Source organism: Pseudomonas viridiflava, assembly GCF_900184295.1.
GTDB lineage: Bacteria > Pseudomonadota > Gammaproteobacteria > Pseudomonadales > Pseudomonadaceae > Aquipseudomonas > Aquipseudomonas viridiflava.
Genome location: NZ_LT855380.1, coordinates 5,513,971 through 5,537,677, shown reverse-complemented (window position 1 = coordinate 5,537,677; position 23,707 = coordinate 5,513,971). Strand labels below are relative to the sequence as shown.

The following is a 23,707-nucleotide window of genomic DNA, read 5'->3' as shown; positions in this document are numbered from 1 at the left end:
TCATGGGCTGTTCGGCTCAGCGGTTGGAGCCGTGCCGGGCTCCCCGTCAGTCTGGGTAACGGGAGGTTTCGGCGGTAATGGTGCGAAATATCCCACCACCAGTAGCAGAATGCCAACTCCTATGAACGAGACAATACGTTCCATGCCCCCGCGATTGCCCAGTTCGATGAAGAACAGTTTGATCACCACCACGCCGATCAACGCTGCGCCGCCCAGCCAGATCTGTCGATGGGCGCGCATGTGCCCGCCGATCATCAGCGCCAGTGCCATCAACGTCCAGACGATCGACAGACCGGCCTGAATGCGCATCGATTCGAGCAGGTCTTCGGTGTTCCAGGGCACTTCAGCCCAGTGATGCGCAGTGCGCATGACCATTGCCGTGACCAGCGCAAAGAGTGAAGCGCCTGCTATCAGCAGGGGAATATTGCGCGAGCGCGTGTCATCCAGGCCCATCTTCGGCAGGTAATGGCGCGTCCACAGGAAGACGCCGGTCAGCGAGAACAGCAGACCGATTTCCAGCGGGTTGAGCAGTGGGATGTACGGCAGGGGATCTGCTGCGCCGTCGCTGAAGATATTGGCCAGCCAGAACCAGGCGAGCATCAGTACAGCGAGCGGAGCGGCGGCGCTGACCCGGTAGGCCTGAGGGTAGGCGGACACAGGCCACGGCCATTGGCGCTGCGAGGTCATCGCCCACAGGTACAGACTCGGCACAACGGCCCAGCCCAGCCAGCGCCATGCGTTGTACTGCTCGGACAATTGCATCAGCCCGAAGCGCAGCTCCAGGGCCAGTACGGCGATGATCAGCCAGCAGCCAACGACATGTGCAAGGCGAATCGCAAGGCTCGGGGCCAGTTCGGCGAGGCGACGAAGCGAGAGCAGATGCACCGCGAATACCGCCAGCCATGCGATCCAGCCGCCATCCTGCGCCGGGTGATACTGACTGCCCAGCGAGGTCAGTAGCACAAGGGTGCAAAGCGGAGTCAGTGTGGCGCACAACGTCGCCAGATCGGACCAGCGTAGCCGCAATGCCAGCACGGTCCAGAGCGCGGCACTGGCCGCAGCCGCCATCAGCAGCGCAGAGGTCTGCAGCAAGACAGGCACGAACAGCTGGACGACGTTGATGACTGAAAACATCCACCACGCAGCAGCCCAGACCATCAACAACGCTCTGGCCAATTCCTGATCCACCAGCGTCAACGTCTGGTAGCGATGGATGCACCCGGCGCTGACAAAGGCGGCAATGGCCAGAATCATCGCGGTCCAGTAATCACCGTGGAGCGACAGCGATGTGTCCGACAGATCCAGGTTGCTCAGCAGGGTGATGCCGGCAGCCAATTGCAGGAACAGACCAAACGCACGCGCCAATACCCGATGTTGGCGCATGCCCAGCCAGAATATGGCTGCGCCTTCCACGGCCCAGGCGCAGGTCGTCCATTGCGAACCCAGCCCCAGCGGGATCGCCAGTGTCGTGAACACCACGCCCAGTGCCAGGCAGGTTTCCATCAGCAACGTGGTTCTTTCCGAGCCGCGCGCTGCCAGCACCCGCGCCAGTCCCATGTAGATCAGGCCCAGCGCCAGCGCACTGAATGCAGCGCCCAGTTCGACGTGTTCGACCAGCGCATATTGCAGGCCGAACCCGACGATAGGCGTCCCGAACAGCAACGTGCCGTCGACATAATCACCCTGACGCGCCGACCAGCGCAGCAAGGCGTTGCGGCTGTCATCCTGTGGCCCGCCTGCCTGCTCCTGAAGCTTGCGCCGCGCAAACAGCAGGCCGATGGCCAGGTACATCAGGAAAAACAGGATCAGGAATGGTTCGGTGCTCCAGAACAGCTCCGGTGTGTAGGCCTTGATACCCCACGCAAAGCCGATGCCGAACGTGCCGAAAAAACCGATCAGGTTCAGCACGCGCCAGGCCCGGAACCAGGCGATGGCGAAGATGCCGGCGTTGAGCAAGGCGAAGTAGCTGAAGAGCGACACATGGCTGCCTTGCCCGGTCGAGGCCAGCAGTGGCGCGGCAAACCCGCCCAGTGCGCCTGCACAGGCCAGCGCCAGCGAATTCTGGGTCAGGGCCAGCACGGCCGAGAACGCCGTGATCGCCACCAACAGCCCGAAGCCCAGGGTCGGGTCGAGCAGCGTGTGCAGTTTCATCGCGGCGAATACCGTCAGGTACAGCACGCCGATGCCAGCGCCCTGAAGCATCAGGGCGTAAGGTGCGTTGCGCAGGCGCAGCCACCAGCCGAGCCCCAACAATGCCAGCGCACTGGCGGCCACACCTGCATAGCGCGCCTCGATGGGTACGACCATGCCTTCGGTGGCGTAGCGCAACAGAAAGGCCAGCCCCAGAAACAGCACCACGATGCCGACCCGCAAAACCGTATTGCCACCCATCAGCCAGCCCATGGCGCTGGATAGAGTCCTTTCGATGAAGTTGGGTGAAGACGGTGTGGTCGATGCTTGCCTGGTCGTGGCCGTTGCAACTGGGGCAGCGGTCGGCGCTGCAGGTGCTTCTTCGGCAGGCAAGTCCCAGATCAGCTCGGGTCCGGTGGTCTGCGCTGCGATGATGACCGAGTCGGCGGGCAGCGGAGCGGTCTGCTGCGCTTCGGCAACGGGTTGCGGGCTTGGAACGGGCGGGTATTCGAGAAGCGTCAGACGCTGTTGGAGGGATTCGACGGTCTTGCGCGTTGCCAGCAGTTCCACAGACTGCTCGGCCGAGCGTTTGTCCAGCAGATACAGGCGAACGCCCGCCCATAGCCCCCAGCCCATGACTGCACCGATGAGCATGCCTTCCCACTCGTCGTAACTGACCGAGTACCCGAGCACTGCACCGCCTACTACCAGACAAATCCAAAGCACGCGACGACATCCTTTTCGATGTGTGAAGGTTTATCGGTGCGCAGTATAGGGGAGAGAGGGACTCAGCGCGCTCCTGACGTGGAGCGGTACATTCAGTCGAAATGGAGCGTCTGAAGCCAGTCTTCGTGGACAAGTCCACTCCTACAGGTCGAAAGCCGGTTTCTGCCAGTAGGAGCGGACTTGTCCGCGAAAGGGGCGGTGCATCAGGTTACGGATGTGCCCCCCCTGTTTCAGTCCAGTGCTTTCCAGATTTCGCCCGCGTACTCGCGAATGGTCCGGTCGGAGGAGAACCAGCCCATGCGTGCCGTGTTGAGCACTGCCGAACGCCACCATTCCTTGGAGTCGTGCCAGCGTTCTTCGACCTTGGCCTGGGCGGCCCAGTACGAGTCGAAGTCGGCGCAGACCAGGAAGCGGTCATAGGCCAGCAACTGATCGACCAGACCTGCATAGCGGTTCGGATCATCCGGCGAGAACACCCCGCCACGAATCGCCTGCAACACATCGTTCAAACGACCGGACGCGGCAACATCGCCATGTGCGCTGAAGTCGCCTGCCTGCTTGCGGGCTTCGACTTCCTGCGAGGTCATGCCGAAGATGAACATGTTTTCCAGACCGATCTGCTCGCTCATTTCCACGTTGGCACCGTCCAGCGTGCCGATGGTCAGTGCGCCGTTGAGGCCGAACTTCATGTTGCTGGTGCCCGAGGCTTCAAGGCCTGCAGTGGATATCTGCTCCGACAGGTCGGCTGCCGGAATGATGCTCTCGGCCAGGCTGACGTTGTAGTTGGGCATGAACACCACTTTGAGCAGGCCGCGTACGGTCGGGTCGTTGTTGACGGTGCGGGCGATGTCGTTGGTGAGCTTGATGATCAGCTTGGCCGAGTGATAGCTGGCTGCCGCCTTGCCCGCGAAGATCTTGACCCGAGGCACCCAGTCCGTGCCCGGCTCGGCACGAATCGCCTGATACAGGGCGACGGTGTGGAACAGGTTCAGCAACTGACGCTTGTATTCGTGGATCCGCTTGACCTGCACGTCGAACATCGCTGCCGGGTTGACTGCGATGCCGAGGCGCTCGTGAATGATCGCCGCCAGCGCACGCTTGCTGTGCAGGCGTTGATCGGCCATCTGCTTGCGGAAGGATGACTTCTCGGCGAACGGCTCCAGTTCCTTCAAACGGGTTTCCGCGTTGTCCAGCACGTCCGGGCCGAGTGCTTCGACCAGCATTTCGGTCAGCTTCGGGTTGGCCTGGAACAGCCAGCGGCGGAAGGTGATGCCGTTGGTCTTGTTGTTGATCCGTTCCGGATACAGCTTGTGCAGTTCGGCAAATACGGTTTTGCGCATCAACTGAGTGTGCAATGCCGAAACGCCGTTGACGCTGTGGGAACCGAGGAATGCCAGGTTGCCCATGCGCACGCGACGGCCATTGTCTTCTTCGATAAGCGACACCGCGCGCAGCACTTCGAAATCGTGGATGCCCTTGGCGCGCAGCGTGTCGATGTGTTGCGCGTTGATCAGGTAGATGATCTGCATGTGGCGCGGCAGCATCCGCTCCATCAGGCCGACCGACCAGGTTTCCAGCGCTTCAGGCAGCAGGGTGTGGTTGGTGTAGCCCAGGGTGCCGACGGTGATTTTCCAGGCGGTGTCCCACGGAATGTTGTGGTTGTCGATCAACTGACGCATCAGCTCGGCCACCGCGATGGACGGGTGTGTGTCGTTCATCTGGATCGCCGCATGCTCCGGCAGATCAGTCAGCGTAGCGTGCATGTTCAGGTGACGACGCAGCAAGTCCTGCAGGGAAGCCGAAACGAAGAAGTATTCCTGGCGCAGGCGCAGTTCCTGACCGGCTTCAGTCGCGTCGTTCGGATACAGCACACGGGAAATACTTTCAGCGCGCACGACTTCCGCCACGGCACCAAAGTGGTCACCGGCGTTGAAGCGTTCCAGGTGCAGATCTTCCACCGCACGGGCGCGCCACAGGCGCAGGGTGTTCACGCTTGCACCACGCCAGCCGACTACCGGCGTGTCGTAGGCAATGGCGCGGACGGTTTCGCCCGGGCGCCAGACCTGACGCGTCTCACCGGCTTCGTTGGTGAAGGTTTCGACGCTGCCGCCGAAGCCGATCGAGTACACCACTTCCGGACGTTCGAATTCCCACGGGTTGCCGAAGTCCAGCCAGTTCTCGGTCTGCTCCTGCTGCCAGCCGTCGACCACTGCCTGACGGAACAGGCCGTGTTCGTAGCGAATGCCGTAGCCATGACCCGCAATGCCCAGAGTCGACATGCTTTCCATGAAGCAGGCCGCCAGACGACCCAGGCCGCCGTTACCCAGCGCGGCATCGGGTTCGAGCAGGCGAATGCGCTCGATGTCCACGCCCAGTTCGGTCATGGCTTCGCGAGCGATTTCCAGCAGGCCCAGGTTGCTCAGGCTGTCGTACAGCAATCTGCCGATGAGAAATTCCAGCGACAGGTAATAGACCCGTTTCTGAACCTTGCGATAAATCTGTCGCGTGTGGTCCATCCAGTGCTCGACCATGTGGTCACGAGCAGCCAGGGCAACAGCTTCGAACCAGTCATGCTCAAACGCATGGTCGGGGTCCTTGCCCACTGAGTAAGTGAGTTTGGCGAGCACTGCGGCGCGGAAAGCAGCCACATCAGCGTCACGAACGAGTGGTTCCTGAGACATCGGTACGACCTCAAGTAGTCTGACGGATTGAAAGATGGGGTTATTAGACTGTAGGCGTGTCGTCAGTTATTTCCTGAAAATGAAAGAAATAATTGAAGACAGAGCTCTCGCTTCGACCCAGCGCGACTGCGCTGGTTCGCGAATGCTGCAAATTGGCAAAACGCTTGCATTGATCGTTCCACTCGCAACGATGATGTGCAGCATGCTCATTCCTCGTTTCGGGTTTATGATGCCCAACGGCAGAATAATAGAAGCCTCTGAATCGGACTCATGGAGCACATATGCAGACTTTGTACCCGCAGATCAAACCTTACGCCCGGCACGATCTGGCCGTGGAACAGCCGCATGTGCTTTACGTCGATGAAAGCGGGTCGCCCGAAGGCCTTCCCGTTGTCTTTATCCATGGCGGGCCGGGTTCGGGTTGCGATGCACAGAGCCGTCGTTACTTCGATCCGAACCTGTACCGCATCATCACCTTCGATCAGCGCGGCTGCGGTCGCTCCACGCCTCACGCCAGCATCGAAAACAATACCACCTGGCATTTGGTTGAAGACCTCGAACGAATCCGTGAACACCTGGGCATCGAAAAATGGGTGCTGTTCGGCGGCTCGTGGGGTTCGACGTTGTCGCTCGCTTACGCCCAGACTCACCCGGACCGCGTTCATGCGCTGATCCTGCGCGGAATCTTCCTGGCGCGCCAGCAGGATATCGACTGGTTTTATCAGGCAGGCGCCAGCCGCCTGTTCCCCGATTACTGGCAGGACTACGTCGCACCGATTCCGCTGGATGAGCGGGACAACCTGCTGGCGGCTTTCCACAAGCGCCTCACCGGTCCGGACCAGATTGCGCAGATGCACGCGGCCAAGGCCTGGTCCACCTGGGAAGGTCGTGCGGCCACCCTGCGTCCCAATCCACAGGTAGTCGACCGCTTCTCCGAGCCGCAACGCGCCCTGTCGATTGCGCGGATCGAATGTCACTACTTCATGAACAATGCCTTTCTGGAAGCCAACCAGTTGATTCGCGACATGCCGAAGATCGCCCATCTGCCGGGCATCATTGTTCATGGTCGTTACGATGTCATCTGCGCACTGGACAATGCCTGGGAGCTGCATCAGGCATGGCCCAACAGCGAGCTGCAGGTGATTCGTGATGCAGGCCACGCGGCGTCGGAGCCGGGCATTACCGATGCGCTGGTACGGGCTGCCGCACAGGTCGCGCGTCGTCTGCTTGACCTGCCGCCTGAAGAAGCCTGATACCGTCGCGTCCTTGTCGCAGGCCTGAAAAGAGTCTCTATGAAAGCTTTATTGCAGCGCGTGCAGGGTGCACGCGTGGAAGTGGGTGGTGAGGTGGTTGGCGCAATCGATCAGGGCATTCTGGTGCTGGTCGGTGTGGAGCCTCAAGACACTCGGGCCAGTGCCGATAAGTTGCTGCACAAGTTGCTCAACTATCGAGTGTTCAGTGATGCCGAGGGCAAGATGAATCTTTCCCTGCGTGAAGTGGGCGGCGGATTGCTGCTGGTTTCGCAATTCACGCTGGCGGCCGATACCAAAAGCGGCATGCGTCCAAGCTTCTCGAAAGCGGCGCCGCCTGCGCTGGGTGCCGAGTTGTACGACTATCTGTTGAGTCAGGCCAGGATCGCGCATTCAACGGTTGCGGCGGGCCAGTTTGGTGCGGACATGCAAGTGCATCTGGTCAATGATGGCCCTGTGACTTTCCTGCTTGAAACCTGAGCTAATATTCCGTTGTCTTCTCCCGGATTCATAAGTCCGGGAGGAATAAAATTCTTTGTCATACCTGATGCGTTGTGACGCGTGCTACTGGATAATCGCGCGCAACGGAGATCAGCGGTGGTTGGTCCATCTGGCATGACAAAAGCGGTTCTGACACCAGGTTGGGGAATCATTAGGCCCAATTGGAGTCGGAACAATGCTCGCCAACCCGGCATCGATAGCTGGCCGTTGGTTTCTTCATCTGTTTTCGGCGAGGGTTGCTCGTGATTGTTAGTCCCTGTAATGCTCCAAAGAAATCTGTCAAGCGCCTGCGCAGTGCGCTCCTGGCAAGTTCGGCGCTGGTCTGCCTGTTCAGTGCGGGTCAGTTGTGGGCTTTCAGCCTGGATGATGTAGCGGCCAGAGCCAAAGAAATGGCCGGGCAGAAATTCGAAGCGCCGAGAAGCAATTTGCCCAACGAGTTGCGCGACATGAAGTTCGCGGACTACCAGAAAATCCGGTTCCGTGATGACAAGGCCGAGTGGGCGGGCGACAAGACGCCGTTCAAAGTGTCCTTCTATCATCAGGGCATGCACTTCGACACGCCGGTCAAGATCAACGAAGTCACCGCCACGTCCGTTGACGAAATCAAGTACGACGCCAGTCGTTTCGATTTCGGTGACTTGAAGATCGATCCGAAATCCACCGAAAAACTGGGTTATGCCGGTTTCCGTGTGCTGTACCCGATCAACAAGGACGACAAGCAGGACGAGATCATGACCATGCTGGGCGCGAGCTACTTTCGCGTGATCGGCAAGGGTCAGGTCTACGGCCTGTCCGCTCGTGGCATGGCCATCGACACTGCATCGCCGTCGGGCGAAGAGTTTCCGCGCTTCAAGGAATTCTGGATCGAGAAGCCAGGCCCGGATGACAACCATCTGGTGATCTTCGCACTGCTCGATTCGCCGCGTGCCACCGGTGCCTATCAGTTGACCCTGCGTCCTGGTACCAACACGCTGGTCGACGTGAAGTCGCGCATGTTCCTGCGTGACAACGTCAACAAGCTGGGCGTTGCGCCATTGACCAGCATGTTCCTGTTCGGTGCCAACCAGCCTTCGCGTGTGCCTAACTACCGTCGCGAGCTGCACGATTCGAGCGGTCTGTCGATTCAGGCAGCCAACGGTGAGTGGCTGTGGCGTCCGCTGAACAACCCTAAGCATCTGTCCATCAGCAGCTTCTCGGTCGAGAACCCGCGTGGTTTCGGTCTGTTGCAGCGTGGCCGTGACTTCAGCCAGTACGAAGACCTCGACGACCGCTACGACAAGCGCCCAAGCGCCTGGATCGAGCCGAAAGGTGACTGGGGCAAAGGTACGGTCGAGCTGGTCGAAATCCCGACTGCCGATGAAACCAACGACAACATCGTTGCCTACTGGAAGCCTGAGACCCTGGCCAAGCCGGGCGAGCCGATGGACTTCAACTACCGCATCCACTGGACCATGCAGGAAAACTCGATTCACTCCCCGGATCTGGGTTGGGTCAAGCAGACTCAGCGCTCCATCGGTGACGTGCGTCAGTCCAACCTGATTCGTCAGCCGGATGGCAGCCTCGCATTCCTGGTCGATTTTGTCGGTCCGGTGCTGGCTGCACTGCCTGAAGACAAGACCATTCGCAGCCAGGTGACCACCGACGACAACGTCGAGCTGGTCGAAAACAACCTGCGCTACAACCCTGTCACCAAAGGCTATCGCCTGACCCTGCGGGTGAAGGTCAAGGACTCCGGCAAGCCGACTGAAATGCGCGCTTACCTGCTGCGTGAGATTCCGGCCGAACCGGGCAAGGAACCTGCGCTGCTGGTTGCCGACAAGGCAGAAGACAAGAAAGTCGCTGCCAAGGAAGCTGCTGCCAAGGAAGCTGCTGCCAAGGAAGCCGCCAAGCCTGCGGCAACCAAGGACACGGACCAGGTAGAAATTGCCAAGGCCGATGCGCCGAAGGTCGAAGCCGCCAAGCCTGAAGCTGCGAAAGGTGATGCATCCAAGCCTGACGCTGCCAAAGGTGAAGTTGCCAAAACCGACGCCGCCAAGGCTGACGTAGCCAAGGACAAGGACGGTAAAGAAATCCAGCAGCCTGAAACCGAGGCCGCGCCCACCCATCCGGAACCGGCCAAGACGTTGCAAGTCATGACCGAGACCTGGAGCTATCAGTTGCCGAGCGATGAGTAATTCTCTACCGGTGCCAGTGTCTCTGAACGAGTACCTGGCGCATTTACCGATGAGCGACGAGCAGCGGGCCGAACTGGCCGGCTGCAAATCCTTCGCCGAGTTGCACGAACGCCTTTCGGCGCAGCCATTCACCGACACTGCCGAGGCCGCACAGGCTTCGGTAGGCCGTCGCCTGACGCTGTCCACAGCCGATGAATTGCAGGACGCCGAGATGCTCGGTGTCGATGCAAGCGGTCGCCTGTGCCTGAAGGCCACTCCGCCAATCCGTCGCACCAAGGTCGTTCCCGAGCCGTGGCGCACCAACATTCTGGTGCGCGGCTGGCGTCGGCTGACCGGCAAGACCAATCCGCCGAAGCCTGAGCACGACGATCTGCCACGCGACCTGCCCAAGTCGCGCTGGCGCACGGTCGGCTCGATCCGTCGTTATATCCTGCTGGTTCTCATGCTGGGTCAGACGATCGTGGCTGGCTGGTACATGAAAGGCATTCTGCCGTACCAGGGCTGGTCGCTGGTTTCGCTGGACGAAATCACGCGCCAGACGTTCGTGCAGACTGCTTTGCAGGTCATGCCTTACGCCTTGCAGACCAGCATCCTGTTGCTGTTCGGGATTCTGTTCTGCTGGGTATCGGCCGGTTTCTGGACCGCGCTGATGGGCTTCCTGGAATTGCTGACCGGTCGCGACAAGTACCGCATCTCCGGTGCCAGCGCAGGTAACGAGCCGATTGAAGTCGGCGCGCGTACTGCACTGGTCATGCCGATCTGCAACGAAGACGTGCCTCGCGTGTTCGCCGGTCTGCGTGCGACCTTCGAGTCGGTCGCGGCCACGGGTGACCTGGATCGCTTCGACTTCTTCGTCCTCAGTGATACCAACGACACCGACATCGCCGTTGCCGAGCAGCAAGCCTGGCTCGACGTGTGCCGTGAAGCCGGTGGTTTCGGCAAGATTTTCTATCGTCGTCGTCGCCGTCGCGTCAAACGCAAGAGCGGCAACCTCGATGACTTCTGCCGTCGCTGGGGTGGTGAATACCGCTACATGGTCGTGCTCGACGCCGACAGCGTCATGAGCGGCGAGTGTCTGACCAGTCTGGTTCGCCTGATGGAAGCCACGCCGGACGCCGGTATCATCCAGACCGCGCCACGTGCTTCGGGCATGGACACGCTGTATGCGCGCATGCAGCAGTTCGCCACACGTGTCTATGGTCCGCTGTTCACTGCCGGTCTGCACTTCTGGCAGTTGGGTGAATCCCACTACTGGGGGCACAACGCGATCATCCGCATGAAGCCTTTTATCGAGCACTGCGCACTGGCGCCGTTGCCGGGTAAGGGGGCCTTCGCTGGTGCGATCCTGTCTCACGACTTCGTCGAAGCTGCGCTTATGCGCCGTGCCGGCTGGGGCGTCTGGATTGCCTACGATCTGCCGGGCAGCTACGAAGAGTTGCCGCCCAACCTGCTCGACGAACTCAAGCGTGACCGCCGCTGGTGCCACGGCAACCTGATGAACTTCAGGCTGTTCCTGGTCAAGGGTATGCACCCGGTTCACCGTGCGGTGTTCCTGACAGGCGTGATGTCTTACCTGTCGGCACCGTTGTGGTTCTTCTTCCTGGTGCTGTCCACTGCCTTGCTGGCGGTGAACACGCTGATGGAGCCGACCTACTTCCTTGAGCCGCGTCAACTGTATCCGCTGTGGCCACAATGGCACCCGGAAAAAGCCGTTGCGCTGTTCTCGACCACCATCGTTCTGTTGTTCCTGCCCAAACTGCTCAGCGTCATTCTGATCTGGGCCAAGGGCGCGAAGGGCTATGGCGGCAAGTTCAAGGTCACCATCTCGATGCTGCTGGAAATGCTGTTCTCGGTGCTGCTGGCGCCGGTTCGCATGCTGTTCCACACCCGCTTCGTACTGGCCGCTTTCCTGGGCTGGGCAGCGACCTGGAACTCTCCGCAGCGCGACGATGACTCCACGCCATGGATCGAAGCGGTCAAGCGTCACGGTCCTCAGACTCTGCTGGGCGCTTGCTGGGCCGCTCTGGTGTTCTCGCTGAACCCGAGCTTCCTCTGGTGGCTGGCACCGATTGTGGTGTCGTTGATGCTGTCGATTCCGGTGTCGGTGATTTCCAGCCGTACCGGTCTGGGTCTCAAGGCGCGCGACGAGAAGTTCTTCCTGATTCCGGAAGAGTTCGAGCCGCCGCAGGAACTGATCTCTACCGATCAGTACACCCACGAGAACCGTTGGCATGCGCTGAAGGAAGGCTTTATTCGCGCCGTGGTCGATCCACAGCAGAATGCCTTGGCCTGTGCGCTGGCAACGTCGCGTCACAAGCAGGCCAGGCCGATCGAAGTGGTCCGTATGGAGCGCGTCGAGCATGCACTGAAGGTTGGTCCGGAAAAGCTTGGCAATCATGAGCGCCTGATGTTGCTGAGCGATCCGGTTGCCCTGGGTCGTCTACACGAGCTGGTCTGGAGCGGTGGCCATGAAGAATGGCTGGCAGCGTGGAGAGCTTCCATTGCAGCTGACCCTCATGCGCCGTTGCTGCCACTGCAGCCGCTGAAACCTGAGGTACAGCCGGTTCTGGCCTGATCGCCACCCGGTTTGAAAAAGCCCCTGAAGTGCTGCTTCAGGGGCTTTTTTATGCTCGCCCGACTCACGACCGCGCAAGTGACGCGGAGCGTCACAGGCTGCATGCCCACGCGGAGCATTGGCACGATCAGTGTGCTTGAGACCATGATCGTTCCTACGCTCCGCGTGGTAACGCCTCTCAGGACGCTCCGCGTCCGGCCGTGGAGTGACGCGGTGCGTCACGGCTGCATGCGCACGCGCACGCGGAGCATGGGCACGATCAGTGTGCTAGAGATCATGATCGTTCCCACGCTCCGCGTGGTAACGCCTCTCAGGACGCTCCGCGTCCGGTCTGGCAGGCGATCACCCCACTCGGAACTTCCCCACCAGCGCTTTCAGGTGCGAGCCCAGGCGGGCGAGTTCTACGCTTGAAGCGGCGGTTTCGTTGCTGGCGGAGGCGGTCTGTTCGGAGATGTCGCGCACGTTGATGACGCTGGCGTTGATCTGCTCGGCCACAGTGCTCTGCTCTTCGCTGGCGGCGGCGATCTGTTCGTTCATCTGCTGAATGGTGGCCACGGTGCGGGTGATCTGCTCCAGCGCTCCGCCAGCCCGACGGCTCAGTTCGACGCTGCTGTCAGTCAGGCTGCGGCTGTTGTCCAGCGTGGTGGCGACCTGCTGAGTGCCGGTCTGAAGGGCCTCGATCAGCTCTTCGATTTCCTCTGTGGACTTCTGCGTGCGCTGCGCCAGGCTGCGAACCTCATCGGCCACAACCGCGAAGCCACGGCCAGCCTCGCCGGCACGTGCGGCTTCGATGGCAGCGTTCAGCGCCAGCAGGTTGGTCTGCTGGGAAACCGATTTGATCACGTCAAGAACCCCCACGATCTTGCTGCTTTCCTGCTTGAGCTGATTCATCGCCTGAGTCGAGTTGACGACTTCGCGAGCCAACTGCTCGATCTGGGTAATGGCCTGGCCGACAACCCGATCTCCGTCCTGCGCCTGCTGATCAGCCTGAGCCGCCGATTGCGAGGCTTCCTGCGCATTGCGGGCGACCTCTTGAACCGTCGCAGTCATCTCGTTCATGGCGGTAGCGACCTGATCGGTCTCGTCTTTCTGTGTATTGACCCCCATGCAGGTCTGTTCGGTCACGGCCGACAGTTGCTCGGCCGCGCTGGCAATCTGCGAGACGCCGTCGCCGATGCCGCCAATCAGCTCTCGCAGGCTCAGCGTCATGGCTTGCATGCTGTTCTGCAGTTGCCCCAGCTCGTCGCGGCGTCCGGTTTCAAGGTCCTTGCTCAAATCGCCCTGGGCGATCCGGGCGGCAGCGATCAGCGTCTGACGTAAAGGCTCGGTAATCTGCCGAGTCATGATCCAGGCGGCCAGCAGGCCGACCAATAAGGCCAGCGCAGCAACGCCGGACAGGGTTTTTCTGGAGCTGTCCGCCTCGCTGTCGCGCCGTGTACCTTGCAGGGTGCTCAGTTCTGCGACAGCGTTGAGCATCTTGTCACCCAGATCCTCCAGCATTCCCTGACCTGCCTCGGTCTTGACCTGGATGACCTTGAACCGGGTCAGCTGCTCCCGATACTGCTGCAAGGCCTCATTGGCAGGCACCAGCGCCTGAATATTTTCATCCGCCTGATCCTGCGAGATTTGCTGCATTTCCTTGAGCGCTTCGTCAATTGCGGTGACAGCTGCGGTCTCATCCGCTTCCTTGCCGGTGAAGGTGTAGGCCTGCACCTGATAACGGGCAATCTGAATCTGATGCTTGAGTTGCGAGAGGTTGGTGAACTCGTCCATCCGCTCACCGTTGTCCTGCTCCTGACTGACCGCCTTGAGCACTTCCTTCTCTACCTGCGTTACGGCGTTTACCGCTTGCTCGGACTTCTGATCAAGTCGGGCGCGTATCTGATCGCGTGCTTCACGATCGGCCCCCAGGTCGGTGAAGGTCTTTTCCATAAGGCTGATCAGTTGGCTCTGGGACTCGAGGCTGGCAAGAGCGTCAGCTTCGTCGCTCTGTTTGCGCAGCGAGGCCAGGAGGGCTTCGATCTCATTGAGTCGGTCGACGACTCTGGATACGTTCTCCGGGGTATTTTCCACTCGGGCGACGATCCGCTCGGTGCGCAAGTCCTTGGTCAGGCTGTTGAGCCGGTCGATTGCGGAGAGCGATTCTGAACGATCGATCATCGTGTCCAGGCCATGCCAGCCGGTCAGCGTGATCGCCAGCGTCAACAGCAGTACCAGGCCAAAACCGAGTGCCAGTTTGAGTTTGACGCTCAGGTTGCCGAGCGTGTGAGTGATCCTTCCAGGCATTGAAATGCTCCTGCGATATGCGAACGAAACCAGATCCTGAACAGCACAGAACCTGCGTTATGAACGCATCGGCGAGGAGTTGAATCGCGTGACCTGAGCAGGTCGTAGGAGATTTCTGAGTCGATCGGGACAGTGACGGGCGTCACTCAATGACAAGGCCGGGCATTTCCGCACCGTTCAACGGGCGCGGAAATGGTCTCGGTGCAATCAGACGGTGAAGCGGCTCACCAGCGTTTGCAGATGAGTACCCAGGCGCGCCAGCTCGATGCTGGATGCGGCTGTTTCTTCGCTGGCAGCGGACGTTTGTTCCGACACGTCGCGTACGTTGATGATGCTGCGGTTGATTTCTTCCGCCGTGGCACTCTGTTGCTCGGCGGCAGCGGCGATCTGTTGGTTCATCGACTGAATCGCCGAGACGGTCTTGGTGATATTTTCCAGCGAGCTACCTGCGCGGCGCGTCAGGTCCACGCTGCTGGCACTCAGCTCGCGGCTGCTGTCCATCACGCTGGCCGCCTGTTGCGTTCCGCTCTGCAGGCTGACAATCAGGGCTTCGATCTCTTCGGTGGATTTCTGAGTGCGCTGTGCCAGGCTGCGCACCTCGTCGGCGACCACGGCAAAGCCGCGGCCGGCTTCACCGGCGCGTGCGGCCTCGATGGCGGCGTTCAAGGCCAGCAGGTTGGTCTGTTGGGCGACGGACTTGATCACATCCAGCACGCTGCCGATCTTCTCGCTTTCCTGCTTCAGCGCGCCCATGGCTTCGCTTGAGTTACCGACCGCCGACGCCAGACGTTCGATCTGGGCGATGGCTTCGTTGACCACGCGCTCACCTTCGCGTGCCTGCTGATCGGCCGCGACAGCTGCTTCGGAGGCTTCTTCGGCGTTGCGAGCGACTTCCTGCACGGTGGCCGTCATCTCGTGCATGGCGGTCGCAACCTGATCGGTCTCGACCTTCTGGTTGTTGACGCCAGCGCTGGTCTGTTCAGTAACCGCTGACAACTCTTCGGCAGCGCTGGCAATCTGGGTGACGCCATCGCGGATACCGCCGACCAGCTCGCGCAGGCTGACGGTCATGCGCTGAATGGTGCTTTGCAGCTTGCCCAGTTCGTCCTTGCGATTCACGTTGAGGTTGCGGCTCAGGTCACCAGCGGCGACGCGCTCCACCACTTCCAGGGTTTCCTGCAGCGGCGTGGTGATCTGACGGGTGATGATCCATGCCGCCAGTACGCTGAGCAGCAGCGCCAGAACGGTGGCTGCAATAATCATCATGACGGCGTGGTCACTTTCTGCGTCACGGCTTTTGTTCTGGCGCTCGATCATCTCAGTGCTGGTGGCCAGCATTTTCACGCCCAGAGCGGTCATTTTCTCCAGCGCGGCCTTGCTGGCAGCCTGCGAGTCCCGGTATACGCCCACCGCAGCGCGGTAGCCTTTCAGGCCTGCGATGGCTTGTTGCAAGGTCGGTGCGAACTCTGAGGACACATCGCCTGCCAGGGTATTGATACCGGTGACTGCGTCATCGATGGCCTGGTTGGCGTTCTTCTCGAATTCCGGTTTGCCGCTGTAGGTGTAGCCGCGAACCTGAAAACGTGCCTGCTGGATCAGCTTGCTGACACCCACGATGCCATTGAAGGCCAGGATGTTGTCTTCCTTGAGCAGCGCCGCTTCGATCTTGTTTGCCTGCTCCACGGCCTTGTCGGCGTTGTCGCCCATCTGGCTGCGACTGCCTTCACGCACTCCGATGGCCTTGGTCATGTCGTCGAACGACTGACGGTATTCGCGCGTCGCCTGTATCTGCCCATCGATCAACTGAATGTTTTCCGGAGACCGCAGCAGGTTTCTGGCGCTCTGGAGGGCGGCGTCGAGTTGATCAAGGTTGGCTTTGACGTCAGTGGCAGTCTCCGCGTTGTACAGCGCTTCGTAGCGCATGCGGTTGATGCGCAGCTGCAGGGTCAGCTCATTGATTTCGGCAATCGCCGTTACGCGATCCCCACGATCAATCAGGGCGTCGGTGCTGAACCAGGCGGTCGTGGAGATCATCAGGGTCATGATCAGCACCAGACCGAAGCCGATGGCCAATTTCAAGCTGACACTCGCGTTGGCGAGACTTTGAGTTAACCCGCGATACATGACCACTCCTCGATGACTCATTCTTGTGCGTATCCATCCCTATCGGCCAGTCATGACGTAACTGAAGCGATTGAGCGGGATACCGCGATTTGAATCAGAACAGTCGTGCGAGGAGTGCAGTGACAGCGGTTTCAACCCGCAGAATACGGTCGCCCAGTTGCACCGGCTGCAGGCCGGATTTGCCCAGCAGGTCGACTTCGTAGGGAATCCAGCCGCCTTCGGGGCCGATGGCGAGGGTGACCGGTTCGGTGACAGCGCGCGGGCAGTCCGGGTAGTCACCGGGATGGCCGACCAGCCCCAGAGTATTCAGCGCCAGTTGCGGCAGACGGTCTTCGACGAAGGGCTTGAAACGTTTTTCGATCACGATTTCCGGCAGCACGCTGTCGCGGGCCTGCTCCAGCCCCAGAATCAGCTGTTCACGAATTGCGTGAGGCTCGAGAAACGGCGTTTGCCAGAAGCTTTTTTCCACTCGGTAGCTGTTGAGCAGGATGACTTTCGGAACGCCCATGGTCGCGACAGTCTGAAACACTCTGCGCAGCATTTTTGGGCGAGGAAGGGCGAGCAGCAGGGTAAGGGGCAGCTTTGCAGGCGGCTCGCTGTTCAACGAGACCCGCAGCTCGGCTTCACGCGGTTCAAGGCGAAGCACTTCGGCGGTGCCCAGCAGGCCATTGACGCGACCGACCCGCATACTGTCGCCGACCTCGGCCCGATGCACTTCCTGCATGTGCGTGAGGCGACGGTCACGCAGCACCACCCGGTCGGCCGCAATAAAGTCGGCCTCTTCGAGAAGCAGCAGGTTCACGGCTGAGTCGCGGGCGGCTGGTCTTGCTTGTCGGCTTCCTGTTCTTCATCGTCCGGGTGCTCACCGCGTTTCTTGATGAGTCCGCTGCACAGCACGCCCAGTTCGAACAGCAGCCACATCGGCACGGCGAGCAGGGTCTGCGAGAAGATGTCAGGCGGGGTGAGGATCATGCCGACCACGAAGCAGCCGATTACCACGTACGGGCGGATTTTCTTCAGGTACTTCACGTCTACGATGCCGATCCAGACCAGCAGCACCACGGCCACGGGAATCTCGAACGCCACGCCGAAGGCGAAGAACAGCGTCATCACGAAGTCGAGGTAACTGGCGATGTCGGTCATCATCGACACGCCTTCCGGCGTCACGCTGGCGAAGAAGTGGAAGATCAGCGGGAAAACCAGGAAGTAGGCGAATGCCATGCCTGCGTAGAACAGGATGATGCTCGACACCAGCAACGGAATCGCCACGCGCTTCTCATGCTTGTACAGGCCAGGTGCGATGAAGCCCCAGATCTGATGCAGGATGACCGGCATGGACAGGAACAGCGCCACCATCATGGTCAGCTTGAACGGCGTGATGAACGGCGAGGCCACGTCGGTGGCGATCATCGTCGCGCCTTCCGGCAGATAGACCCGCAGCGGCGCGGACACGAGCGTGTAGATCTTCTGCGTGAAGTAAAACAGACCGGCAAAGATCAGAAACACTGCGGCAACGCAGCGCAGCAGGCGTGTACGCAGCTCGGTGAGGTGCGAGATCAGCGGCATTTGCTGATCGTTTTCCGGGGTATCTGCGCTCATGGGGCTCGCGGTGGCAATGACGAATCGTGGGCGGGAGAGGGCGTGACGTCCGGTGTCGTGTCGGCGGCAGGTTTCGCGGTTTTCTCAAGCGTCAGCGGTGCCTTGTCGGCAGGCTCTGCCGGGCCGATCTCGTGATGCGATGCTGGCTGGGCAGCCTGCGGCGCGGTCGGCGGAACGATCGGCTCGTAGGCCACTTCAGGGTGCTGTTGCTGAGCGAACATTTTGCGCGCTTCATCTTCCAGCGAAAGAATGTGCTCGTTGTGCAACTGCCGACGGATTTCGTCGGCACCGATTTCACGTTCAACTTCCTGTTTGATCGCATTGAAGCTGCGCTTCAGTCGGCCTATCCACAGGCCTGCGGTGCGTGCTGCGCCGGGCAGTCGCTCGGGGCCGAGCACCAGCAGGGCCACGAGGCCGATCAACAGCAATTCAGAGAAGCTGATACCGAACATGGTCTTAAACCTGGTCTTTGCGGGTCGGCTCTTCGACTTTGTGCGCCTGCGCATCGATGGTATGCGGCTGGTTCAGAGGCGAGCCCTGAGGCGCGGTATACGGTTGTTGAGTCTGAGGTTGAGGCTGTGGTTGCGCAGAAGCTTGATCAGCGTTTTTTTCGTCGTCGTTCATGGCCTTGCGAAAGCCCTTGATTGATTCGCCGACATCAGTGCCCAGACCCTTGAGTTTCTTGGTACCGAAAACCAGTACCACGACGATCAGGATGACGATCCAGTGTTTCCAGTCAAAAATACCCATGAAACAGTCCTCGTAGAAGATTCTTCAAGCTCGAAAGGGGAAGGCAGTCAGTCTGCTGTGCGGGCGGCTTTTTCCGCATGACCGGACAGCCCGAACCGGCGGTCCAGTTCATCGAGCACGGCCTGTGGATGCTGACCCAGTGCCGCAAGCATGACCATGCTGTGGAACCACAGGTCAGCCGTTTCATAAATCACGTCGCTGCAATCACCGCTGACGGCAGCGTCTTTGGCGGCAATGATGGTTTCAACCGATTCCTCGCCAAGTTTTTCCAGAATCTTGTTCAAACCCTTGTGATACAGGCTGGCGACATAGGAGCTGTCGGCAGCGGCATCCTTGCGTGATTCCAGCACCTCGGCCAGGCGGGACAGCGTATCAGTCATGTTCAATGGCCTGCATGGTAAATAGCATCAGGATCTTTCAAGACCGGGTCGACGGTCTTCCAGCCTGAATTTTCATACACTCGGTAGAAGCAACTTTCACGGCCAGTGTGGCACGCGATGCCGCCGATCTGCTCGACCATCAGGATGACGACGTCGGCATCACAGTCCAGGCGCAGTTCATGCAGTTTTTGCACATGACCCGATTCTTCACCTTTGCGCCAGAGTTTGCCACGCGAACGCGACCAATAGATTGCACGATTCTCGGACGCCGTCAGACTCAGGGCCTCGCGGTTCATCCAGGCCATCATCAGTACGCGACCGGTCTTGTGGTCCTGAGCGATTGCAGGCACCAGACCGTCGCTGTTCCAGTGAATCTCGTCCAGCCAGTCTTTCATATCTACTCCGGCAGCCGGACTTGAGGTCCGGCGGGTTGAACAGTGTGCCAGCGCCATGCGCTGCTGGCTATCGGCGAACGATCAGATACAGCCCGGCAATGAGCATGATCGCCGCAGGCCAGGCCGCAAGTGTCGGCAGTTGCGTACCGGCTTCGCTGATCACCCAACCCTGTATGACGCCCCCCGCCAGCAAGGCCGAGCCGATCAGTCGCAAGGCCCAGCCGTCCCTGTTCTCGCGCCATGGGTTTGGCGGGTCGGAAGCGTGCGGGCGGGACAGACGCTCCAGCAGGTCGCGGGTCATGTTGGCGATGTGCGGCAACTGCTCGACCTGCGATTGCAGATTGCTCACCAGGGTCTTGGGGCTGACGCGTTCGCGCATCCAGCGTTCCAGATAGGGCTGCGCGGTGCTCCAGAGGTCAAGCTCTGGGTACAGCTGGCGGCCCAGACCTTCGATGTTGAGCAGGGTCTTTTGCAGCAGGACCAGCTGTGGCTGGACCTCCATGTTGAAGCGGCGTGCAGTCTGGAACAGGCGCATCAACACCTGACCAAAGGAAATGTCCTTGAGCGGCTTCTCGAAGATCGGCTCGCACACGGTGCGGATCGCCGCCTCGAACTCATTGAGCTTGGTTTCGGCCGGCACCCAGCCTGAATCGATGTGCAATTGCGCCACGCGACGGTAGTCGCGCTTGAAGAAAGCGAAGAGGTTGCGGGCCAGATAGTCCTGGTCTTCCGGTGTCAGGCTGCCGACGATGCCGCAGTCGATGGCGATGTACTGCGGGCTCCAGGGGCTGACTGTGCTGATGAAGATGTTGCCTGGGTGCATGTCGGCGTGAAAGAAGCTGTCCCGGAAGATCTGGGTGAAGAAGATTTCCACCCCGCGCTCGGCGAGCAGTTTCATGTCGGTGCGCTGATCGGCCAGGGTCGCCAGATCGGTCACCTGAACGCCATAGATGCGTTCCATGACCAGCACTTTCGGGCGGCACCAGTCCCAGTAGACTTGCGGCACGTACAACAGCTCGGAGCCTTCGAAATTGCGGCGCAACTGGCTGGAGTTGGCGGCTTCGCGCAGCAGGTCCAGTTCGTCGTAGATGGTTTTCTCGTAGTCCATCACCACTTGCACCGGGTGCAGCAATCGCGCATCGGCTGATACGCGCTCGGCGGTACGGGCCAGGATGAACAGCCACGCCAGATCCTGGCCGATGATCGGTTTCAGGCCGGGACGCACCACCTTGACCACAACCTCTTCGCCGGTCTTCAGACGAGCGGCATGTACCTGCGCGACCGACGCCGACGCCAGGGGTGTTTCATCGAAGCGACTGAACACGTCGCAGATTTTCGCGCCAAGCTGTTCTTCGATCAGCTTGATGGCCAGATTCTGGTCGAACGGCGGTACGCGGTCCTGCAACAGCATCAGTTCGTCGGCAATGTCCTCGGGCAACAGGTCGCGCCGGGTCGAGAGCAGCTGACCGAACTTGATGAAGATCGGCCCCAGATCCTGAAGAGCCAGACGGAAGCGTGCGCCACGGCTCAGCTCCGATTTGCTGCGCGGCAGCCAGCGCCACGGCAGCACGAAACGAACTGCCAGCATCCACCACGGCAGGGGCAGGGCGAACAACAGGTCATCGAGGCGGTAGCGAATAACGACACGTTGAATGCGAAACAGACGGCGGACGGCAAGCAGCTTCATGCGTTATCGCTGGAATTGAGGGATCGGGCAAGGCGCGCAAAACGCGCCTCGAGGCGTTCCAGATCGAGTTTGATCTGGTCGAGTTCGGCAAAGCGGGCTTCGGCTTCATGTTTGCCGACCAGTGTGCGCGACTCTTCGCTGAAGTAGTCGGCAGCGTTCTGGCTCAGGCTCGCCACACTATCACGCGTCCAGCGCGCACTATTGCGTAAATGGCCGCTGAGCAGTTGGCTGGCCACAGGACCCAGCCAGCGGGACAGCTCGTGTTCCCAGTCCAGCTCAAGGTCCTGGAGGATCCCGACCAGTTCCAGCAGTACACCACTGTCGCCATCCAGCTCGACTTCAGGACCGTGCAGCACGGCCGTCTTGTCCTTGCTCAGGGCCAGCCGCAGCAGGCTCGACGCCGGAGCACGAAGGGTGCAGTCGGCATCGGCGGCCCACTCAGGGGCCAACAGCAGGCCCTCGTCGCTGGGTAGAATGTAGATTTTCAGGGACGGATCGCGGCAATCGATCTTGATCACATGGCCGGACAACCGCGCCAGACGCGGCAGCGCCGTGCTGTCCAGACGCAACACGCGGTTGATACCGTGCTCGACGCTGGCGAGCAGCCCCCGAAGCAACATTACGGTTTGATACCGCGGTGCAGGGCAACAATGCCCGAGGTCATGTTGTGATAGGTCACGCGGTCAAAACCGGCTTCTACCATCATCGACTTCAGGGTTTCCTGATTGGGGTGCATGCGGATCGACTCGGCAAGATAACGGTAGCTTTCCGAATCGTTGGTCACCAGCTTGCCCATGAACGGCATGAACGCGAAGGAATAGGCGTCGTAGGCCTTGGACATCAGCTTGTTGGTCGGCTTGGAAAACTCCAGCACCAGCAGGCGACCGCCGGGCTTGAGCACGCGCAGCATGGAGCGCAGGGCGTCTTCCTTGTGCGTCACGTTGCGCAGGCCGAAGGCGATGGTCACGCAGTCGAAATGGTTGTCCGGGAACGGCAGCTTTTCAGCGTCGGCCTGGACGAATTCCACATTGCCGGCAACGCCCAGGTCGAGCAGGCGGTCGCGGCCGACCTTGAGCATCGAAGCGTTGATGTCTGCCAGTACCACGTGGCCGGTCGGGCCTACGAGGCTGGAGAACTTGCGGGTCAGGTCGCCCGTGCCGCCCGCGATGTCGAGCACGCGGTTGCCGGTACGAACGCCCGAAAGTTCGATGGCAAAGCGTTTCCAGAGCCTGTGCATGCCGCCAGACAGCAGGTCATTCATCAGGTCGTACTTGGCCGCTACCGAGTGGAATACCTCAGCGACTTTTTCTGCCTTCTGGCTTTCCGGTACATTTTTGTAACCGAAGTGAGTCGTAGGTTCGGCATCGCTGCCTTTGCGCTGATCGTTCATATCGCTTCACCGGAATAGATTGCGGGCCATTCTAATCGTCAAGGCTGGCTTTGTCTTGACAAGGCTCACCGCCAACGCTTTCTTGGATGCAGACGGGTGTATATAGTTGCGCCGCATTTCATACGATCATCAAGGAACACTCTCATGGCGAAGATAACGGTTGAGCGCCCTCATTCCCTGGGCCGGGAGCAGGCTCGCGAGAAGGCCGAGCAGTTGGTGGAAAAGCTGGCCGACCGGTATGGCCTGGCCCATGAGTGGGTAGGCGACACCGTGAAACTCGAAGGCAAGGGCGCCAAGGGCAAGGTAGAGGTCGAGGACGAGCTGATTCGCATCAATATCGACCTGAACTTCATCCTGTCGACCATGAGCGGCTCGATCAAATCCGAGGTCGAGCGTGTGCTGGACAAGGCACTGGCTGCCTGAGACTGTCCGAGTCGTAATGCCCCGTTTGTCGGGGCTCAGCAGGCCGCCGGGCTCTGCTCCTTTCCTTTCACCCTAGGGTGAGCATTCTAATTTTTCTCCGTAGCTTTGAGCTCATGCCCCTGTGGGGCGGTTCCTTCAACTTTCGAGCATGAGGTGCACCATGGCCAGAGTTACCGCCAGGAAAAAAATCGAAGACGAACAGGCTTCCACCTTTTCCGACGTCAAGCTGTATGCCCGCAAGATCTGGCTGGCAGGCCTGGGCGCCTACGCCAAGGTCAACGAGGAAGGTACGCAGTACGTCAAAGAGCTGATCAAGACCGGCGAGCAGACTGAGAAAGAAGCCAAAAAAGCCCTGGATGAAAAGCTTGAAGCCGCGAACAGCGAAATGGACTCGATCAAGGGCGAAGTCTCCGATGCCAAGGGGCGCGTCGAAGCGCAACTCGACCGAATCGAAAGTGCTTTCGACCGCCGCGTCGCAAAGGCCTTGAACCGGATTGGCATCCCGTCTAAACATGATGTTGACACGCTCTCTGCTAAGCTCGATGAGCTGACGGCATTGCTTGAACGTGTCGGGCCCAAGAAGCTCGAACGCTCTGAGCCTAAACGACTCGAACGTTCCGAGCCTGGACAATAAGG

General features: G+C 60.2%; 19 protein-coding genes and 1 pseudogene. 6 read left to right on the top strand and 14 right to left on the bottom strand.

The genetic code is table 11. The annotated features are described in order from the left end of the window. Positions 1 to 2,856 (bottom strand): DUF2339 domain-containing protein, encoded by a 2,856-nt coding sequence (locus CFBP1590_RS24820; RefSeq protein ID WP_088236109.1) that lies wholly within the window; start codon positions 2,854 to 2,856, stop codon positions 1 to 3. Positions 2,857 to 3,086: 230 nt separating this feature from the next. Next, positions 3,087 to 5,537: a glycogen/starch/alpha-glucan phosphorylase gene (locus CFBP1590_RS24815; protein WP_004882701.1), complete on the bottom strand. Its 2,451-nt coding sequence runs from the start codon at positions 5,535 to 5,537 to the stop codon at positions 3,087 to 3,089. Positions 5,538 to 5,818: 281 nt separating this feature from the next. On the opposite strand from CFBP1590_RS24815, the gene pip reads away from it, so the two are divergent. The 4 genes from pip (at position 5,819) to mdoH (ending at position 12,037) form a co-directional block, all read left to right on the top strand. After that, entirely contained in the window at positions 5,819 to 6,790 is a 972-nt protein-coding gene (gene pip / locus CFBP1590_RS24810) for a prolyl aminopeptidase (protein ID WP_029243158.1), read from the top strand. A 39-nt stretch (positions 6,791 to 6,829) separates the two neighbouring features. Then, positions 6,830 to 7,267: a D-aminoacyl-tRNA deacylase gene (gene dtd, locus CFBP1590_RS24805; protein ID WP_025993906.1), complete on the top strand. Its 438-nt coding sequence runs from the start codon at positions 6,830 to 6,832 to the stop codon at positions 7,265 to 7,267. 263 nt (positions 7,268 to 7,530) lie between these two features. Beyond that, on the top strand, positions 7,531 to 9,462 hold the full coding sequence (locus tag CFBP1590_RS24800; protein ID WP_088236108.1) for a glucan biosynthesis protein G: 1,932 nt from the start codon (positions 7,531 to 7,533) through the stop codon (positions 9,460 to 9,462). Then, positions 9,455 to 12,037 (top strand): glucans biosynthesis glucosyltransferase MdoH, encoded by a 2,583-nt coding sequence (mdoH, locus tag CFBP1590_RS24795; RefSeq protein WP_088236107.1) that lies wholly within the window; start codon positions 9,455 to 9,457, stop codon positions 12,035 to 12,037. Before CFBP1590_RS24800 ends, mdoH begins: the two co-directional genes overlap by 8 nt. A 342-nt stretch (positions 12,038 to 12,379) precedes the next feature. Here the strand turns inward: mdoH and CFBP1590_RS28765 are convergent, their stop codons facing one another. The 12 genes and pseudogenes from CFBP1590_RS28765 to ubiE all read right to left on the bottom strand — a co-directional run bounded on the left by CFBP1590_RS28765 (position 12,380) and on the right by ubiE (position 22,648). Beyond that, positions 12,380 to 14,323: a methyl-accepting chemotaxis protein gene (locus CFBP1590_RS28765; RefSeq protein ID WP_088236106.1), complete on the bottom strand. Its 1,944-nt coding sequence runs from the start codon at positions 14,321 to 14,323 to the stop codon at positions 12,380 to 12,382. Positions 14,324 to 14,530: 207 nt separating this feature from the next. Beyond that, positions 14,531 to 15,244 carry a methyl-accepting chemotaxis protein gene (locus tag CFBP1590_RS28760; protein ID WP_445380959.1) on the bottom strand — a complete coding sequence of 238 codons (714 nt, stop codon included), beginning with the start codon at positions 15,242 to 15,244 and terminating at the stop codon, positions 14,531 to 14,533. Between the two features lie 141 nt (positions 15,245 to 15,385). Then, positions 15,386 to 16,357: pseudogene (locus CFBP1590_RS28755) on the bottom strand (methyl-accepting chemotaxis protein); the annotation flags it as partial. 184 nt (positions 16,358 to 16,541) lie between these two features. After that, positions 16,542 to 17,249, bottom strand: a complete 708-nt coding sequence (locus tag CFBP1590_RS24780; protein ID WP_025993911.1) for a 16S rRNA (uracil(1498)-N(3))-methyltransferase — start codon at positions 17,247 to 17,249, stop codon at positions 16,542 to 16,544. After that, on the bottom strand, positions 17,246 to 18,046 hold the full coding sequence (gene tatC / locus CFBP1590_RS24775) for a twin-arginine translocase subunit TatC (RefSeq protein ID WP_004882693.1): 801 nt from the start codon (positions 18,044 to 18,046) through the stop codon (positions 17,246 to 17,248). The genes CFBP1590_RS24780 and tatC overlap by 4 nt, the downstream gene beginning before the upstream one ends. Beyond that, positions 18,043 to 18,498 (bottom strand): Sec-independent protein translocase protein TatB, encoded by a 456-nt coding sequence (tatB, locus tag CFBP1590_RS24770; protein WP_058430864.1) that lies wholly within the window; start codon positions 18,496 to 18,498, stop codon positions 18,043 to 18,045. Before tatB ends, tatC begins: the two co-directional genes overlap by 4 nt. 4 nt (positions 18,499 to 18,502) lie before the next feature. Further along, positions 18,503 to 18,796, bottom strand: coding sequence for a twin-arginine translocase TatA/TatE family subunit (locus tag CFBP1590_RS24765; protein WP_004882691.1), 294 nt, complete (start codon positions 18,794 to 18,796; stop codon positions 18,503 to 18,505). Between the two features lie 47 nt (positions 18,797 to 18,843). After that, positions 18,844 to 19,176: a phosphoribosyl-ATP diphosphatase gene (locus tag CFBP1590_RS24760; RefSeq protein ID WP_004882690.1), complete on the bottom strand. Its 333-nt coding sequence runs from the start codon at positions 19,174 to 19,176 to the stop codon at positions 18,844 to 18,846. A gap of 2 nt (positions 19,177 to 19,178) precedes the next feature. Then, complete coding sequence (gene hisI, locus CFBP1590_RS24755; RefSeq protein ID WP_004882689.1) at positions 19,179 to 19,571, bottom strand: phosphoribosyl-AMP cyclohydrolase; 393 nt, start codon at positions 19,569 to 19,571, stop codon at positions 19,179 to 19,181. 67 nt (positions 19,572 to 19,638) lie between these two features. After that, complete coding sequence (gene ubiB / locus CFBP1590_RS24750; protein ID WP_004882688.1) at positions 19,639 to 21,258, bottom strand: ubiquinone biosynthesis regulatory protein kinase UbiB; 1,620 nt, start codon at positions 21,256 to 21,258, stop codon at positions 19,639 to 19,641. Beyond that, positions 21,255 to 21,878, bottom strand: a complete 624-nt coding sequence (locus CFBP1590_RS24745) for a ubiquinone biosynthesis accessory factor UbiJ (protein ID WP_025993915.1) — start codon at positions 21,876 to 21,878, stop codon at positions 21,255 to 21,257. The genes ubiB and CFBP1590_RS24745 overlap by 4 nt, the downstream gene beginning before the upstream one ends. Beyond that, positions 21,878 to 22,648, bottom strand: a complete 771-nt coding sequence (gene ubiE / locus CFBP1590_RS24740; RefSeq protein WP_004882686.1) for a bifunctional demethylmenaquinone methyltransferase/2-methoxy-6-polyprenyl-1,4-benzoquinol methylase UbiE — start codon at positions 22,646 to 22,648, stop codon at positions 21,878 to 21,880. Before ubiE ends, CFBP1590_RS24745 begins: the two co-directional genes overlap by 1 nt. Before the next feature lie 144 nt (positions 22,649 to 22,792). Here ubiE and CFBP1590_RS24735 point away from each other — a divergent pair, with 144 nt between their 5' ends. Together CFBP1590_RS24735 and CFBP1590_RS24730 are read left to right on the top strand one after the other, a co-directional pair. Next, the gene (locus CFBP1590_RS24735; protein ID WP_004882685.1) at positions 22,793 to 23,071 is read left to right on the top strand and encodes a polyhydroxyalkanoic acid system family protein; all 279 of its coding nucleotides are present in this window, start codon (positions 22,793 to 22,795) and stop codon (positions 23,069 to 23,071) included. A 160-nt stretch (positions 23,072 to 23,231) separates the two neighbouring features. Continuing rightward, entirely contained in the window at positions 23,232 to 23,705 is a 474-nt protein-coding gene (locus CFBP1590_RS24730; protein ID WP_088236104.1) for a phasin family protein, read from the top strand. Positions 23,706 to 23,707 lie beyond the last annotated feature (2 nt).

Excerpts from the sequence above, each read along its gene's own strand:
- CFBP1590_RS24815 (WP_004882701.1), bottom strand. The coding sequence starts at position 5,537 with ATGTCTCAGGAACCACTCGTTCGTGACGCTGATGTGGCTGCTTTCCGC.
- pip (WP_029243158.1), top strand. The coding sequence starts at position 5,819 with ATGCAGACTTTGTACCCGCAGATCAAACCTTACGCCCGGCACGATCTG.
- dtd (WP_025993906.1), top strand. The coding sequence starts at position 6,830 with ATGAAAGCTTTATTGCAGCGCGTGCAGGGTGCACGCGTGGAAGTGGGT.
- mdoH (WP_088236107.1), top strand. The coding sequence starts at position 9,455 with ATGAGTAATTCTCTACCGGTGCCAGTGTCTCTGAACGAGTACCTGGCG.
- CFBP1590_RS28765 (WP_088236106.1), bottom strand. The coding sequence starts at position 14,323 with ATGCCTGGAAGGATCACTCACACGCTCGGCAACCTGAGCGTCAAACTC.
- CFBP1590_RS28760 (WP_445380959.1), bottom strand. The coding sequence starts at position 15,244 with ATGCACGAGATGACGGCCACCGTGCAGGAAGTCGCTCGCAACGCCGAA.
- tatC (WP_004882693.1), bottom strand. The coding sequence starts at position 18,046 with ATGAGCGCAGATACCCCGGAAAACGATCAGCAAATGCCGCTGATCTCG.
- tatB (WP_058430864.1), bottom strand. The coding sequence starts at position 18,498 with ATGTTCGGTATCAGCTTCTCTGAATTGCTGTTGATCGGCCTCGTGGCC.
- CFBP1590_RS24765 (WP_004882691.1), bottom strand. The coding sequence starts at position 18,796 with ATGGGTATTTTTGACTGGAAACACTGGATCGTCATCCTGATCGTCGTG.
- CFBP1590_RS24760 (WP_004882690.1), bottom strand. The coding sequence starts at position 19,176 with ATGACTGATACGCTGTCCCGCCTGGCCGAGGTGCTGGAATCACGCAAG.
- hisI (WP_004882689.1), bottom strand. The coding sequence starts at position 19,571 with ATGAAAGACTGGCTGGACGAGATTCACTGGAACAGCGACGGTCTGGTG.
- ubiB (WP_004882688.1), bottom strand. The coding sequence starts at position 21,258 with ATGAAGCTGCTTGCCGTCCGCCGTCTGTTTCGCATTCAACGTGTCGTT.
- CFBP1590_RS24745 (WP_025993915.1), bottom strand. The coding sequence starts at position 21,878 with ATGTTGCTTCGGGGGCTGCTCGCCAGCGTCGAGCACGGTATCAACCGC.
- ubiE (WP_004882686.1), bottom strand. The coding sequence starts at position 22,648 with ATGAACGATCAGCGCAAAGGCAGCGATGCCGAACCTACGACTCACTTC.
- CFBP1590_RS24735 (WP_004882685.1), top strand. The coding sequence starts at position 22,793 with ATGGCGAAGATAACGGTTGAGCGCCCTCATTCCCTGGGCCGGGAGCAG.
- CFBP1590_RS24730 (WP_088236104.1), top strand. The coding sequence starts at position 23,232 with ATGGCCAGAGTTACCGCCAGGAAAAAAATCGAAGACGAACAGGCTTCC.